The organism is Rhodospirillaceae bacterium, from assembly GCA_018660465.1.
GTDB lineage: Bacteria > Pseudomonadota > Alphaproteobacteria > Rhodospirillales > JABJKH01 > JABJKH01.
In genome coordinates this window covers 1-14,798 of record JABJKH010000115.1, presented here as the reverse complement: position 1 = coordinate 14,798, position 14,798 = coordinate 1, and the positions used below count along the sequence as shown (strand labels likewise).

General features: G+C 52.1%; 16 protein-coding genes. 6 read left to right on the top strand and 10 right to left on the bottom strand.

Features of this window, described 5'->3' with window-relative positions; genetic code table 11:
- From HOM51_19440 to HOM51_19425, 4 genes are all read right to left on the bottom strand, one after another.
- Positions 1–962: isopenicillin N synthase family oxygenase (locus tag HOM51_19440; protein ID MBT5036691.1), on the bottom strand; the 962-nt coding region annotated here is incomplete at its 3' end.
- Between the two features lie 54 nt (positions 963–1,016).
- Entirely contained in the window at positions 1,017–1,388 is a 372-nt protein-coding gene (flaF, locus tag HOM51_19435; GenBank protein ID MBT5036690.1) for a flagellar biosynthesis regulator FlaF, read from the bottom strand.
- Positions 1,389–1,405: 17 nt separating this feature from the next.
- Positions 1,406–2,233 carry a hypothetical protein gene (locus HOM51_19430; GenBank protein ID MBT5036689.1) on the bottom strand — a complete coding sequence of 276 codons (828 nt, stop codon included), beginning with the start codon at positions 2,231–2,233 and terminating at the stop codon, positions 1,406–1,408.
- An 88-nt stretch (positions 2,234–2,321) separates the two neighbouring features.
- Positions 2,322–3,533 carry an MFS transporter gene (locus HOM51_19425; GenBank protein MBT5036688.1) on the bottom strand — a complete coding sequence of 404 codons (1,212 nt, stop codon included), beginning with the start codon at positions 3,531–3,533 and terminating at the stop codon, positions 2,322–2,324.
- Between the two features lie 122 nt (positions 3,534–3,655).
- On the opposite strand from HOM51_19425, the gene HOM51_19420 reads away from it, so the two are divergent.
- From HOM51_19420 to HOM51_19410, 3 genes are all read left to right on the top strand, one after another.
- Complete coding sequence (locus HOM51_19420) at positions 3,656–4,084, top strand: DUF4149 domain-containing protein (GenBank protein MBT5036687.1); 429 nt, start codon at positions 3,656–3,658, stop codon at positions 4,082–4,084.
- 61 nt (positions 4,085–4,145) lie between these two features.
- Positions 4,146–5,051, top strand: a complete 906-nt coding sequence (locus HOM51_19415) for a hypothetical protein (protein MBT5036686.1) — start codon at positions 4,146–4,148, stop codon at positions 5,049–5,051.
- A gap of 10 nt (positions 5,052–5,061) precedes the next feature.
- A complete protein-coding gene (locus tag HOM51_19410) occupies positions 5,062–6,243 on the top strand; it encodes an aminopeptidase P family protein (protein MBT5036685.1) in 1,182 nt (393 codons plus the stop codon).
- Between the two features lie 4 nt (positions 6,244–6,247).
- On the opposite strand, the gene HOM51_19405 is transcribed toward HOM51_19410, so the two are convergent.
- From HOM51_19405 to HOM51_19390, 4 genes are read right to left on the bottom strand one after another with little or no spacing between them, the layout of a single operon-like run.
- The gene (locus HOM51_19405) at positions 6,248–7,039 is read right to left on the bottom strand and encodes an SDR family oxidoreductase (protein MBT5036684.1); all 792 of its coding nucleotides are present in this window, start codon (positions 7,037–7,039) and stop codon (positions 6,248–6,250) included.
- A gap of 11 nt (positions 7,040–7,050) precedes the next feature.
- Positions 7,051–8,754, bottom strand: a complete 1,704-nt coding sequence (locus HOM51_19400; protein ID MBT5036683.1) for a hypothetical protein — start codon at positions 8,752–8,754, stop codon at positions 7,051–7,053.
- A 6-nt stretch (positions 8,755–8,760) separates the two neighbouring features.
- The gene (locus HOM51_19395; GenBank protein ID MBT5036682.1) at positions 8,761–10,332 is read right to left on the bottom strand and encodes a thiosulfate sulfurtransferase; all 1,572 of its coding nucleotides are present in this window, start codon (positions 10,330–10,332) and stop codon (positions 8,761–8,763) included.
- Positions 10,329–11,333, bottom strand: coding sequence for an asparaginase (locus HOM51_19390; GenBank protein MBT5036681.1), 1,005 nt, complete (start codon positions 11,331–11,333; stop codon positions 10,329–10,331). Before HOM51_19390 ends, HOM51_19395 begins: the two co-directional genes overlap by 4 nt.
- Before the next feature lie 74 nt (positions 11,334–11,407).
- Between HOM51_19390 and HOM51_19385 the strand changes: the two genes are divergently transcribed.
- Positions 11,408–12,100: a glutathione S-transferase family protein gene (locus HOM51_19385; protein ID MBT5036680.1), complete on the top strand. Its 693-nt coding sequence runs from the start codon at positions 11,408–11,410 to the stop codon at positions 12,098–12,100.
- A gap of 27 nt (positions 12,101–12,127) precedes the next feature.
- Here the strand turns inward: HOM51_19385 and HOM51_19380 are convergent, their stop codons facing one another.
- Together HOM51_19380 and HOM51_19375 are read right to left on the bottom strand one after the other, a co-directional pair.
- On the bottom strand, positions 12,128–12,871 hold the full coding sequence (locus HOM51_19380) for an aldolase (GenBank protein ID MBT5036679.1): 744 nt from the start codon (positions 12,869–12,871) through the stop codon (positions 12,128–12,130).
- Positions 12,872–12,883: 12 nt separating this feature from the next.
- Positions 12,884–13,576 (bottom strand): substrate-binding domain-containing protein, encoded by a 693-nt coding sequence (locus tag HOM51_19375; GenBank protein MBT5036678.1) that lies wholly within the window; start codon positions 13,574–13,576, stop codon positions 12,884–12,886.
- A 305-nt stretch (positions 13,577–13,881) separates the two neighbouring features.
- Here HOM51_19375 and HOM51_19370 point away from each other — a divergent pair, with 305 nt between their 5' ends.
- On the top strand, positions 13,882–14,433 hold the full coding sequence (locus HOM51_19370) for a thioredoxin fold domain-containing protein (protein ID MBT5036677.1): 552 nt from the start codon (positions 13,882–13,884) through the stop codon (positions 14,431–14,433).
- Positions 14,434–14,435: 2 nt separating this feature from the next.
- The gene (locus tag HOM51_19365; protein MBT5036676.1) at positions 14,436–14,696 is read left to right on the top strand and encodes a hypothetical protein; all 261 of its coding nucleotides are present in this window, start codon (positions 14,436–14,438) and stop codon (positions 14,694–14,696) included.
- Positions 14,697–14,798 lie beyond the last annotated feature (102 nt).

Here is a 14,798-nt window from a genome sequence, read left to right as displayed (position 1 = left end):
GTGTCGATATAATGCTCGACATAAGCCTGCATTGAGGTGGTTTCAAATTTCGCCGGGTTGTCAGCGCTGACACAGGTATTCAGTGCCTCACTCGACGTTTCCGAGTCAGGATTAAAGAACGTCGCGATAGAGTAACGATCATGTTTCGGCGGAACAACGCGATGCGGGGTCGGCAGGAACCGCCCGTTCGTCCAGCGATTTAGAAATTCGCCGGTGTTAACGAGCACGCCATTTTCGACCGGGTCTGGCCACATCCAGTTTTTGTCCTGATCTAGGATTTGCAGCCCCGGTTCTTCTGCCAACGGCAGCATCGTCAAAAAACTATGATCGCAGTGAGGAGCAATGCCGAACTGATTGTCCTCAGGCTTCACAGGCGGATAGTACGCATTACGGCTCCACATGATAGGATCGTTGAAATAAGGATCAAAAAAGTCTGCCGGTTTGTCCAAGGCCAAGGCGTAAAGCGGTAGTAGATTATGTCCTAGCGCCGCGATGGTTTCCTGATAGGCCACAACTGCATCGCGAAATCCTTCGATCTCAGGCCAACGATTTGGTCCATGAAAGCGTCGGCGTTGCTTTACCGCAGGATGGTCAGCGGGCCGTTCGCGGGCCAAGGTCAGGGTTTCGTTGAGATCCTTCTTGGTGTTCTCATTAATGATCGACGTAATGTAAACTGTCGAGCGAATGGGCACATATCCTAGCGACGTATCATCGATAGAGAATTTTAGTTTTTCGTCTATCGGCAGGGCAAAAAACTTTTTTAAAGCCTCATAAGCAGCATCCAACCGAGAAAAATCGACACCGTTGTTGGTGACGACATAGAAACCTATGTTTTCCTGGACGTGACGAAGTTGGGTCGCCAGTTGCTCCCGCGCACCGGGCTCACCCGCCAGATACGGCCCCATATCCAGGACGGGAATCCGGTCGTATTTTCCGGTTTGTGAATTGATCGCACTGTTCATGATTCAAGTATTTAGAATCATTTCCCCAAATAATCCAGTCCTTCAATTGCCCTTCTAATCTCGGGGTCGATCCCGCAACCCACCAGCGATGTTTTTGTTGATTTCGATCAGCGCGTCCAAATATTCAGCCTGCGGGTCGGCCAGCGCTTTCAGGGTTTGTTGATCAACAAAGGTGCTGATGCCTAAAAGCTTTTGTTTCAGGTCGTCTGTCAATCGGTTGCCATCTTCCAGCAAATCCGCCTGCATCACGGTCCACAGTTTCTGATTGGATTTCAGCACATCCGAATAAGCCTCGTAGTCATGGGTCAGGCTTTTCGCCTGATCCAAGGCAACTGCTGCCTGAGTAAACACGATGGCTTCTGCCGACCGAGGGGTCGCCGCAGATTTTTGAGCCTGAAAATACGCGTTTGCCGCTGAATTCGTCATATGTTTCGTTTTCCGTCTCAAGAACTAAACAGATCAAGAATGCTTTGGTTGGTTTGATTGGCGATAGAAGCACCAAGCAAACTCAATTCACCCTGCGCCTGAAGCGACACCTGTACCGCCGCTTCTTCAGTTAAATCCGCCTCGGTCAACTTCGCGGCACCTTCCTCTGCGATGTTCGCAATGTTGGTGCTGAATTCCTCTCGGATGCTCAAAACAGCATTGTTCGTCCCCAGCGATGAAGAGGTCGAGCGAAGCGTGGTCACTGCTGAGGCGATTTCCCCAACAGCGTTCTGAATATCTGCGTCCGTTGCAAAATTATTACCGGTCGTGACCGCCGAGTTAATGCCTAAGGCCTGAGCATCCGACGGGACGCCGACGATTGAGAGCGACGAGCCACCGTTATCACTGAACGACACATCCAATGTACTGGGCTGTGAACTGATAAGATTAACGCCGCCGAAACTGACATCATTGGCGAGATTATTAATCTGGCTACGGATTTCGTCGAACTGCTGGGCTGCGGCCTCGCGTTCGGCTGCTGAGCCACCGCGTGCCGATAGCGCGACCGCCTCTGCCAAGTCAGCCAGTCGATTAATAGCGTTGATACCAGATTGGGCAGCACCTAGGGCGCTTACCGCCTGGTTGGCTCTGTCCTTGGCATCGAACAATGTACTGGCCCGGTTGGTCAGGCTTTGGGCGGCGAAGAAGGACTGCGCATTGTCGGTCGGTCGGTTGACGCGAAGCCCCGTCGAAAGCCGTTCCTGACTGACCTGTTGCAACGCCGAAAGCCGCTGCGTATCGAACAGCGATCTTTGTGTTACAGCAGAGAGCGTCACGTCGGCCATCGTTTAATATTTCCTTCTGGGCGGGACTCCTAAATTACCCCTCAAATTTATAGAAAATGGCAATATTGGGCTGTGATAAATTGCACACTTATTCTACCAATTTCCTGAGCCGCATCATCCCGCCGGCCACGCAGGCGTTCGCGATTGCCAACACTAGAAACACTTGGGGAATGCTCCAGTCATTGCCAAGCATCCAGGTCACTACCAATGATCCCAGCACCATGAATAATGCGTTGAGGATGTTGTTGGCGGCGATGGTTCTGGAGCGGTGCTGTCGTTCGCTGTGGTGCTGCAAAATCGCGTAGAGGGGGACAGTGTAAATTCCGGCGGCCATGGAAATGGCCAACAGATCAAACAGGATTCGCCAGTTCGTCGTTTCTGCAATAAATGTTGAGGCATTAATCATTGCGCCAGCAGCGGGTGTGGAACCCCATGTTGCGATTGCAAGATCGACCATAAAGACTGTCATCGCCAAGCCTCCAACCGCGACGTAGCGTGCCGAAATTTTTCCGCCTAAAAGCTTGTTGCACCAGAGTGAGCCCAGACCAATTCCGATGGAAAACATCGCCATAAACAAGGTCACAACGGTTTCATCGCCGCCGAGCACAAGCTTTGTAAAATTTGGGAACTGTGACAGGAACGTCGCCCCGACGACCCAAAACCAGGAGATCCCCAAAACCGACATAAAGACGGTTTTCTTTTGCCGGGCGAAGCCAATCATCCGCCATGTTTCGCTGGGGATATTGAAAGATATTTTAAGATCGGGGGCGGCCGCTGCTGCCTCTGGGATTGATCGGCTGGCGCCCCACCCAAGAACGGCAAATAAAATAACGCCAAAGGAAACCAGTTCGGTTCCGCGTTCGGTCAGAATAATCAGCCCCCCCGCAATGGTGCCGATCAAGATCGCCATGAATGTTGCGCCTTCGATCAGGGCATTGCCGCCGATTAGTTCATCATCGCGCAAATGGTCGGGCAAAATACCGTACTTCAGAGGACCAAAAAATGCCGACTGGGTTCCCATTAGAAATAAAACCGCCATCAGAAAATAGGGGGCCTCCATAAAGTATCCCACCACCGCCAATGCCATAATCGCGATTTCAAAGGCTTTGATAATTCGGATCGAACGGGACTTTTCGTATTTATCCGCCAGTTGACCCGCCGTTGCTGAAAACAAAAAGAACGGCAGGATAAACACCCCGGCGGCAACCGTAACAAATATCTGGCCATTGATGTCTAACGCCTGAGCCAGGCGAAACGTCACCAAGACAACGAGGGCCTGCTTGAACAAATTATCGTTCATCGCCCCCAAAAACTGAGTCACGAACAGCGGCAAAAACCGCCTGCTTTGCAAAAGATGAAATTGACTTTCCGGCACGCTCAGCACATTCCTTTCAATATCTACATCGCCAGGAGAATTTGACCATGTCTTTGCTGCCAGCGCTATCCCTGATCGCGAGTTCGTTTTTATTAGGTGCGATGTTGTTTTTCGCCAGCGTTGCAGCACCCGCGATATTTAAGTTTCTCCCGGAAGACGCACGTCCCCCAATGTTGAGAGGAATTTTCCCGAGGTATTACGCGTGGTGTGCAGTTGTCGCGCTGATTGCGAGCGGGCTTGCTGCCCCCGTCCACACAACGCCTGCTGCCATCATGGGAGCCGTGACACTCGGGTTTTTGTTTCTCCGCTACGGGCTCATTCCCAAGATCGAAATTGCCCGTGAAGGCCGCTCCCAAGGCGACGAGGCTGCACGGGCCCAGTTCGCAACGCTCCACCGCCTCAGCGTGTTTATCAATTTGGCTCAAATGGTCGCGACGATTGCGGCTGTTGGGCTAATGGTCCAGGCCGGGGTGTAGCCCTTACACTTGACACACTGGCCTATCCCAAGTCTGTTTCTTCCCGAAAGAAGACCCGATGATCGAATACTGGATTCCCATAACGGTTGCAGCCGCGTTTCTTCAGAACATGCGCTCGGCCCTGCAAAAACATTTAAAGGGGCGGCTCACGACCTTAGGGGCTGCCTATGTTCGGTTTAGCCATTCCTGGCCGTTCTCGGTCCTTTATGTCTGGGGACTATATGAATTCGGCGGAATGGCGCTGCCCGAAACGAATGGCATGTTTTTCCTCTATTCGGTCTTGGGGGGGCTATCACAGATCATCTTCACGGTCTTGTTGTTATGGCTTTTTTCTTTTCATAATTTTACCGTCGGGACGACCTTTTCAAAGACTGAGATCATTCAAGTCGCCATTCTAGGATTCTTGATCCTGGGCGACACGCTGACCATTGGCGCGGGCGTTGCAATTGTCGTTGCCGTGGTCGGCGTGATGGTGATGTCTGCGGCACAGTCAAAAGTCACGGTGCGTACTTTACTCACCAGCATGACCGAGAAACCCACGCTAATCGGACTGACCTGTGGCGCGTTCTTAGGAATGTCGGTGGTGTTCTTCCGGGGGGCTGCGTTGGCGCTGGGCTATGATGGCATTGTCATGGCGGCAGCCTTTACGCTCGCCGTATCGGTTGTCATCCAAACCGTTATCATGGGCGTCTATATCGCCATAAAGGAACCGCGTACTTTCGTAGATATTTTTGTTCATTGGAAATGGACCCTGGCAACAGGGCTTGCCGGAACGCTGACGTCGATTGGCTGGTTCACCGCCTTCACCATGCAGAACGGCGCCTATGTCCGAGCCCTGGGTCAGATTGAATTGGTGTTTACCTTTATCGCTTCGGTATTCTTTTTCCGAGAAAAAACCAACAATACCGAAGTGCTTGGGATATTGCTGGTTATCGCAGCGATCATTATTTTGATTCTTTGGCGCTAAGGAAAATACTTTGAACACTCTTCCTGATCGTTTAAGCGCTATCTTGAATCAGGAATACCCGACGTTCTCTGAGCAAGAATTCACCCGTCGCCGCAAAGCCTTCGAAGACGCCATGGAACGCCGAGAGGTGCGCCACGTAATCATTCGCGGTGCCTTGAAGGCAGGGTCATCGGTGCAGTGGCTGACGGGTTGGCCGGTAACGGCGGAGGCGGTCATTGTCTATTCCCTTGGCGAGCAGCCCAAGCTCTACATTCAGCACACCAATCATCCGCCGCTCGCCCGCAGGCTTGTTCATAAGTGTGAGGTCGCTTGGGGTGGAGTCTCAAGCCTTGAAAGCGCAATTGTTGATCTTCAGAAACGCGGAGCCAACGGCGAGACCATTGGAGTCGTCGGCATGTATTCCCTGGCCCAGATCGAACGGCTCCAAGGTTTTGCCTCGTCCGTGATCGACATGACGCGCGATTACATCCGGCTTCGCTGGGTGAAGTCGGCGGAGGAGTTAGATTGGCTCAGGATCGGGGCCGCGTTATCTGACAGAGGCGTCTCTGCCCTGAAAAGCGGCCTCCGCCCAGGGATGAACGAACGCGACATGGGCGCGCTGGTGGAAAGCGGATATCTGGACCAGGGTGGAGATAATCAAATCCATTACTTCGGCGTGACATCCATGGCCAACCCGGACTGTTGCGTACCCCGCCAATTCCCCTCGACCCGCAAAGTTAGCGCGGGCGATGTCCTGACCACGGAAATCAGTTCTCACTTTTGGGATTATTCGGGCCAGGTCCTTCGGACCTTCACCATCGATACCGACCCGACACCACTTTACCAAGACCTCCACGACGTCGCTGAAGCCGCCTTTAACGCCATCGTTGGCGTACTGCGCCCCGGCACCCGGCCTGAAGAAATCGTCGAGGCGGCGGAGGTGATCGAAGATGCGGGGTTCACGATCTATGATGATCTGGTGCACGGTTATGGCGGCGGTTACTTGCCGCCGATCCTGGGATCAAAAAGCCGCATGAACGCCCCCCTACCAGACATGGAACTGGAAGCGGGGATGTGCTTGGTGGTTCAACCGAATGTCATTACTACTGACGAAAAAGCAGGGGTGCAGACCGGTGAGATGATGCTGATTACTGAAGCCGGGGCGGAATGCATGCACAGCTTCCCGCCTGGCCTTCACCAGATTAATTTTTGAATTTCTAAAACAAGCCCCGCGTCATGCCGCCATCGACGCTGACCGATTGGCCGACCATGTAGGCTGCGCGTTCGGAACACATGAACACCACGACATTGGCGATTTCTTCAGCTTGACCGAAGCGTTGGATGGGAATTTCCTTGGCAAATTCTTCTTGAACCTCTTCTGGCGTTGTCCCTCTTTCTTTCGAAATAGAATCAAACCGGTTTGTCCAAAGGGGCGTTATTGTCCGCCCCGGCGCAACAGAATTTACCCGAATACCTTCGCCCACCAACTCAGAAGCTAGGGTTTTCGTCAATCCAAAGACACCTGCCTTATGTACGTTGGAAACGCCTTGGTTCGGATAGGGTTGCTTGCCCCCTGCGGCTGACAGAATTACGATTGTGCCAGTGTCGCTTTTGCGAATGAGTGGAAGTGCCGAACGCACCAAGCGCACGTTCCCCAAAATGTTGAATTCATAATTGGCCAACCAATCATCATCGGATAAATCTTCGAATGCCCGGCGTACACTGCCGCCGACAGCTGTCACCAAAATATCAACGTAGTCAGTTTCACCAGCCAGCCACTCGCTCAATTGATCAACCTCACCTGCCTTGGTGATATCGCAGGCCTTAACGTGGACAACGGCGCCGGTTTCCTTACGGATTTTTTCAGCGGCGGGTTCCAACTTTTCGAGACTTCGCGACACGATAAATATTTCCGCCCCTTCCCTTGCCAACCCCATGGCAGATGCAAAGCCGATCCCTTCACTTGCGCCGACGACAACGGCTTTTTTATTTGTTAATCCAAAATCCATAAAACGTCTCCTTAAGCATTAATTTCAGCGCAGCGCGCCAGCAATCGATTGAGCATTCTTTCGGCCACGTTGACGCCGGTCACGTGTTCTTCACGATAGAAATTGAACGGGTACGTCAGGTCTTCAACCATGGCTTTTCCGTCCGCATCAATCACGATATTTACCGCCGTGCAATCAAGTTCATGCAAGCGCGCGGCCTTACAGGCTAAGTCCTTGATGTCATTCGGAGCCGACCACGGCAGCACGATGTCAAAGTCTGAGAAACAATAGCACCCTTCCCCCTTGGACAAATATTCTATTGCCGTGATGACTTCGCCTTCCAAAACCACCAACCGCACGAAATGGGCGATGTTCAGGATGGGCTGCAGGGTCGCAGTTCTTTTCAAGGCCAGGACGTAGTCGGTCAGGCTGATCAATCCTTCGAACGTATCGACCTGAGCAAAGCTTGTGGCCCCTCCCCCTGCAGACCTCAGCATCAATGGAAAGGCTCCGACATCGGCCTGTTGATCCTTTAAATACGGGATGCTTTTTTCACGCAGCGTGGCTTTCGGGACAAACGGCACATCGTGCTTCCGATAAAGTGCGTTCCGGTCGTAGGCAGGATCAGTAAGCACCGGATAGCTGCCGGCAAACGAGGTGCACTTAAATTGCTCGTGAATTTCAATTTCCGTCTGCCGCCCCGTCACCGATGTTCTATAGAGAAGATAAGACGTGTCCGCACGAAGATCGGGGAATTCCGTGGCATCGGGTGCCACCTCCAAAACCCACAAATCTAGGTATCGAGCCTGGCGCTGGAAGGCAGCCTTGAGCAGTTTATCCTCAGCGTCGTTGATCAAGACCACGACCGGTCGAGGACCTTCTCCAGGCCACTCAGCCCTCGGCTCTTGGGACGCCTTCGCGATCAAATATTCAACCATCTTTTCCGACGTCGGAAATTTCGTACTAAGCTGGGCGCGTGGGAAGTAGGCCGGGTTATTGACTTCCAGGACATAGTTCTCGTCGTCTCCCTCAATCACATCAACACCGCCGAAATCGAATAAGTGCCCTTCTGTCGCTCGAATGGCAGCCTGCTCGACTTCTTTAGAAAATTTCACCGGCTCTACATCGATGTCTTTTTCCGCACGGTTGGTGCGGAAATCATCGTTGGTTTTATTATAAGCGATGCTGTCGATGACTTCTCCGCCCAGCACAATGAGACGCGCGTGCCGATCATGAGCGAGAAATTCTTGCATTTGAAACGATGATGTATCGCCGTGCGCAAACACCGTCCGAGCGACGGAGAGCAAGCCTTCCAGGCTATCAACCTGAATAACGCCGATGCCGTGACCGCCCGGAATTTTATGTTTCACGATCAGCGGATAGCCGCCCACCCGTTCCGCTGTTTCCGCCAATTGATCATCGCTTGGCACGGTTACTTTTTCGGTTTTTGGAATGGCAAACCCGCCGAGATCACTCATCAACTGTAGAGAATATTTATAGGCGTATCTGATCAGCGATACACAGCAATATGTCTGATAAAATTCTTTTTCTTTATCGTAGGTGCCTGGGTAAGGGGCGACGCGGTACAGCAGATATTTTTCGGTCGGATTAAGTTCCGGCAGCGGATCCCGATAGTCATGTGCGATAACGTCCACCTTAAATTTCTTCGCCGCCTTTTGCAGCAAATCAACAGTGGTCTCGTCCGTACCGCGTTTGACGATCAAGATGAGCTTCATGTGGTCTTAAAATTCCTTAAAGTCCGTCGTGCCGTCTTCTTTAATCTGGCGGACCAGATCAAGCTCCCAGGTCAGATATTCGTTCATCGCGGCGGGAATTTCCTTCTCGTTGTCATAAGGTTTTAAGACGACATCATCGGTCGCCGTGGCCATGTTCTCCGCGCCTTCGCTCCACGATAATCCCGCTGCCTTCCATGCCTTTGTCCCACCCTTAAGAATTTTGACCGGTGTATCGGTTAGTGCCTGAATTTCGGGCGCCACCAATCTGGCAAGGATTCCGTCTGGCGACGTCAGAACCAAACAGGACGTATCTGGAAGGACCTTCAAGGCATCTTCTAAAAGCATCCTATTTGCGAACCAAGCTCCGGAGATATGACCTTTCTTGTAGGCAGCACTTGTCGCCAGATCAATCAACACCGCATCCGACGCGTCCAATTCAGCGGCAGATATTTCATCGACGCTGATCTCGTTCAACCCTGGAATAGTCGGAACGTGAGCGCCGGTTTCTAATTCGACATCCAGCCCACCTTGAAGCACGACCACATCATTCCAGCCCATCTGAATTAGCCAGTGTGCCGCCATGGTGGCGCGTACGCCGGTATCATCGATAAGCACGACCTGCGCACCTAAAGTTCCAATAAATAAATCCGTGCCCTGAACTAATTGTCCGCCGGGGGCAGAGATTGATCCTGGCATGTGCCCGGCCTCATACTCTTCAGGGTGGCGGACATCCAGAAGATAGGTCGTTCTGCTCGCGTCATCCTGCCATTCTTTCAGCCCGGCCATGTCGATGGTCTTCACACCGAACCTGGCTGCAACGCGCTCGGCTACGGCCAGTGCTTTTTCCATGCCTTGGTCCGAAACATCGGGGGCAAGATGGGTGCTGCCGTGTTCGCACTCATAGCCTGCAAGCTGCCATCCCATTGTGCCATTCCTAAGCGCTTTTACGCGGTTGGGAATTCCCGCATTGACCAACGATTGCGCGCCGATGATACTGCGCGTCCGTCCGGCGCAATTGACCACCACCAATGTATCCGGCGATGGCGCAATATCGTGTACTCGGTAGGCAAGCTCGGCCCCCGGCACATCGACGCCGGTTGGGATATTCATGCGGTGATATTCTTGAAACGGGCGACTGTCCAACACCACCATGTCTTCGTCGCTATCGATCAGCGCTTTCAACTCGTCGGCGGAAATATTGGGCGTGTCATTATTGTGTTCGACGAATTCACCGAAGGCTTTGCTGGGAACATTAAAGCCACTGAACAGAACGTACCCAGCATCCTCCCAGCCTTGATTACCCCCCTCAAGAACGGAAACATCGCTATAGCCATAGCCCGCTAGTTTCTCTGCCGCACGCGCTGCCAGCCCTTCCCCCGCATCACACAGAATAACTGGCACGGACTTTCTGGGCACGAGATCAAAAATCCGCATCTCCAGCTGGCTCATCGGCATTGGTCGCGCATAAAGCAAATGGGATTGTGCAAAAATTCCTTCTTCCCGTACATCCAGCAGCGCCAATTCGCTGCCGTCTACAATCTTCGCCCGTAATGCCTGTGCAGAAATCGTCTTCGTCATGTAAATATCCCCCCATTTGGTCGGGCAGTACCTATTAATGTCCCGGCCCAATTTTTTAATGGCATTTCCAGCCATGCATCCAAAACGGCATCCTCAAGTGCGCCTAATTGTTGGAGCACGGCCGCCATGGCGACATCAGCGCCCCGCCTGGCACCATCATCTATTTTCAAAGCAATACCCAACCCTAAATGAGGCACAAACGCAACCTGAACACCTTCCGCACCGCCCTTGGATAATACGGTTCCCTTCGTCGCCTGCATCAAGGCCGTGTCGAAGCGGTCTTTGCCAGCCACCAGATAAGGGTAGGCCGCCATGGCTTTGCTGATGCGCCCAATCGCGCGTTGCCGTGACGGTGCCTGTTGATCTGGATTAGCGAGCTTTGCCATACCCGTCGCAATTGCCGTGAGCGACATGCCCATTACTGGAATTCCACACCCATCAATCCCCTTGGGTGCTTCGGAAAGATCACATTCCATCATGTCTTCCAGGGTTTCTTTAATGCGTTGCTGAACTGGGTGTTCCAATTTGATATAGCCAGCTGTCGGTTCACCCATATGCTGCGCTGTGCTCAGCATTCCCGTGTGTTTGCCGGAGCAATTATTATGGACCTGAGTAGGATCATTCTGGGCGCGATACAAAGCTTTCCGCGTTTCCTCAAGCAAGGGCGGGCAGGTGCCGCATTCCAAATTGTCTTCGCCTAGACCCAGCCGTGTGAGCCAGCTACTGACTGTATCCGTATGAATTTCTTCGGCGCTATGGGATGAACACGCGAGGGCAATTTCTTGATCGCTGAGGCTAAATTTATCGGCCGCCCCGGTTTCAATTAGTGGCAAAGCCTGCAACGGCTTTATGGCGGAGCGAGCGTAAATCAATCGATCCACGTCACCCCATTTGGCTGTGAGCGCCCCGGAACCATCCACCACCGCAACAGCCCCCCGATGAAAGGATTCCACGAGCTCGCCGCGGGTGAGTTCAACAAGAATTGGGTTAGACGTTTTCATTTGGAGACTTTTCGATGTAAAAATTTATGTCAGAAATATAAAGCATCTTAACCCAAAGTACATACGAGGAATCCATGCCGATCTTGGAAATTATCAGTTCCGCTTCCTGCCCTTATGCCCAGCGCACCCGCATGGCCCTGCTGGAAAAGGGATTGGATGCTAAGCTAACCGTCATCGACCTGAATAATAAGCCAGATTGGTTCTTCGAAATTTCGCCTTATGCCAAAGTGCCTGTCGTCCGGCATGGCGACACCGTGGTCTTTGAATCAGCCGTAATCAACGAATACCTGGAAGAAGTCTACCCGGACCACCCGCTCCTGCCTCAAGATCCAGCAGGCCGGGCCGTCGCGCGCACCTGGATCGATTTCGCCAACGTCCGGTTAATACCGCATTTCTATAAATGCATGCTGGCACAAGACGATGAAGGCCAAGTGCTTCACAAACGAAAAATATTTGAAGCCATAGAGTTCATGGAGTTCGAAGGCCTGCGCAAACTCAGCGACGGCCCATTCTGGCTGGGCGAAGACCTGAGTTTGGTCGACCTCACCTTCTACCCCCACTTAAGCCGCTTTCCAGCCCTCGCCGAATACAGAGGGATTGAAATCCCAGAAGACCACACCCGCCTCAAACAATGGCTCCAATTGATGCGCGAGCGCCCTTCGGTCCAACAAACCAGCCTAAGCGACGAAGCTTATATTCGAAATTGGAGCAAATACGCCACCAACAGCAGCACAGGTACAACGGCGCGGGATATGAGGGAGTCTTAAATTATTGAGACTTATCGCCTAGAGTAATTAGTACCGATAACTCAGATCAATACCATCCATCAAGCGACAATAGGCAGGCCAGTCTGCTGAGCCGCGACCGGCGTCATGGTTTGCAAATTGAGCCGCTACTTTTTCACAAACGTCGGGGGGAATTTCGATGAGTTCACTCCCCGTTGCTTCCAATTTAAGTTGGATGGTGGCGGCGCTCATCAGGTATTTCATCAGAATGAACCCCTCCCGCGCGGTCTTACCAACGGTTACCAAACCGTGGTTGTGCAGGATCAAAGCTCGGTTTTCTCCAAGCGCATCCAGTATCCGCTGACGTTCGTCAAAGTCCTCCGTTATCCCTTCGTAAGCATGGTAGCCGACACGATTGTAAAAACGGGTCGCCGCCTGAGATAACATTCGAAGACCACTTTTTAAACCGGTGATGGCCATGCCGATATCGGTATGAACATGAACCACGCAATTCACGTCGGGACGCCCCTGCAACACGCCGCCATGCAAGGTGAACCCGGGCCTGTTGATGCCTGCCGATTCATCTAAATCCTCATGCATATCGACTTTGACGAGGCTTGATGCGGTGACCTCCGTCCACATATCCCCATGGCGTTTCATCAATAATTTCGTGGGCTCTCCCGGCACCCGCATGGAGCAATGATTATAGATCAAATCGCCCCAACCGTAGTGGGCGCACAGCCGATAGACGGCGGCAAGATCAATACGCGCCTGCCATTCTTCAGCAGTCATTCCATCTGGTGCCGTGTTCATATGCATTACTCCTCAATCTATGGGAAAAAGACCGTGGCGGTCTAAAACCGAGTTGATATCAGGTGAGGTCAGCCACTCTATCACGGTAGTCCCGGTCTCGCGTTCTGTCGCCTGGGCATGCAGCCCAACCGATAGAGTCGTGATTTTTTGAATGGCATCAGGAACCGGACCAACGATTTCCACACCCTCAACCAGCCTGTGCTCACAGATTTGCTGCAAGGCAATTTCAATTTCACCCGTTATCAAAAATTCTGCTACCGACCCGCCTTGTCCGAATGTCGTCTTGGCGTTCACGACGTCGAGAATACCCAAGTCGTCGAGCACCTTGGCCATATGCACGCCACTCGCCGCCAGCGTTGCGGGATTTGTATATCCGACCGAATTCGCATCCAACAAAGCCTGTTTAAAATTTGCCACGGTTTCAATGTTGGGATGGGACGCACCGGCCTTGACCGCAACGCCCACAATAGACGTCGCAAATTTTTCTCGCGATCCGGCCACAACGAAACCCTCGGAAATCAATGTATCGATTGTATCAGGGGTGGCGATTACAATGTCGTAAACGGCCCCCCCTCGGCACTGATCAAAGGCCGTTCCACTTGGCCCATACGTCATGGCAAATTCATGGCCTGTCTGGCGCTGAAAGTCACCCGCCAATTCTTCCAGTACACCCTTTAAGGCAATCGTCGTAAGAACCTTTAGCACGCGCGCAATGTCTCCCGATTTGTTGCAAATATAGTCAGAAAATTTGGAACCAGTTTGCGGCTGAGCCAATGGAATATCCGATTTCTCTGGTTTGCCATTTTAAGCGGTTGGCCCGCGATGATGCAAACGCCCGAATGTTCCAGGCATCCAGTTTATATGGAGGGTCACTGTGATCATCGGTTTCATTTCAGGAATAAAATTCTCATCACAATTACTTGAAATCGCTTGTAGAACGGTTGTTTCAAAATACTGCGGAAACTAAACTGGACAAACAAAAGATCAACTTGAAAGCGGCAAAGGTTCCCATGCAGAATCGTAGAAAATTTCTAACCGGTGCATTCGGTGCAGGTCTTGGTTTCGCCGCCTTGTCATTCCCTGTGGTGGCGCGGGCAAACTATGATGCGCCCAAGGGATTCCATCATCAAGATTGGTTCATGCCGACAACGTTTGACCTCCGCCAGGACCATAAAGCGGCGATGGATTCTGGAAAGCTGTTGGTCCTGTTGTGGGAGCAAGAGGGCTGTACATATTGCAAACAAATGCACGAGGTCGCTTTCGCCTATGAAGAGATTGTGGACGTCGCCAAAGCCAACTTTCATATCGTTCAGATGGACATGCGGGGCGAGAGACCCTTTGTCGATTTCGAGGGGAATAAGTCGACCGAGGGTAAGATCGCCAAATCCATGGCGGTGACCTTCACACCGACCACACAGTTCCATGATAAAAAAGGCGAAGTCTATCGTATGCCGGGCTATGCTAATCCACCAGTTTTTAAAGCAGTCTATGACTACGTGGTCGAAAAAGGGTATAAAGAAAGCGGCTTTAGAGATTGGATTAAGAAGAAATCAGGGGAATAGCCGTGTCGAAGACTCTTTATGATCAATTCTTCTTGATCGTTCTCGCAGCGATTCTTGCTTTAACGCTCTCAGTCCCGTCTGCTACCGCCCAAAGGATCAAGTCTGCTAAGGAAAATGTCGACAGAATCCAGCAATGGAACAACTTTGCCGACGGCCTTTTCCTGATCCACCAGAAACGGCTGGAAACCATAAAAATAAAAACGTCCGAGCGTCTTGGCGGATACTGTCCGTCGTCATATAAATTGGAACAATCACCGGCCTGATCTAAAGGAGGATCTGGCTCATCTGGTTCAAGATATTAAGCGGCGTATTTGCGGTATTGCAAGCGCCGGTGTTCCATTGTTTTCAGTTTGATCCTTTCCCGC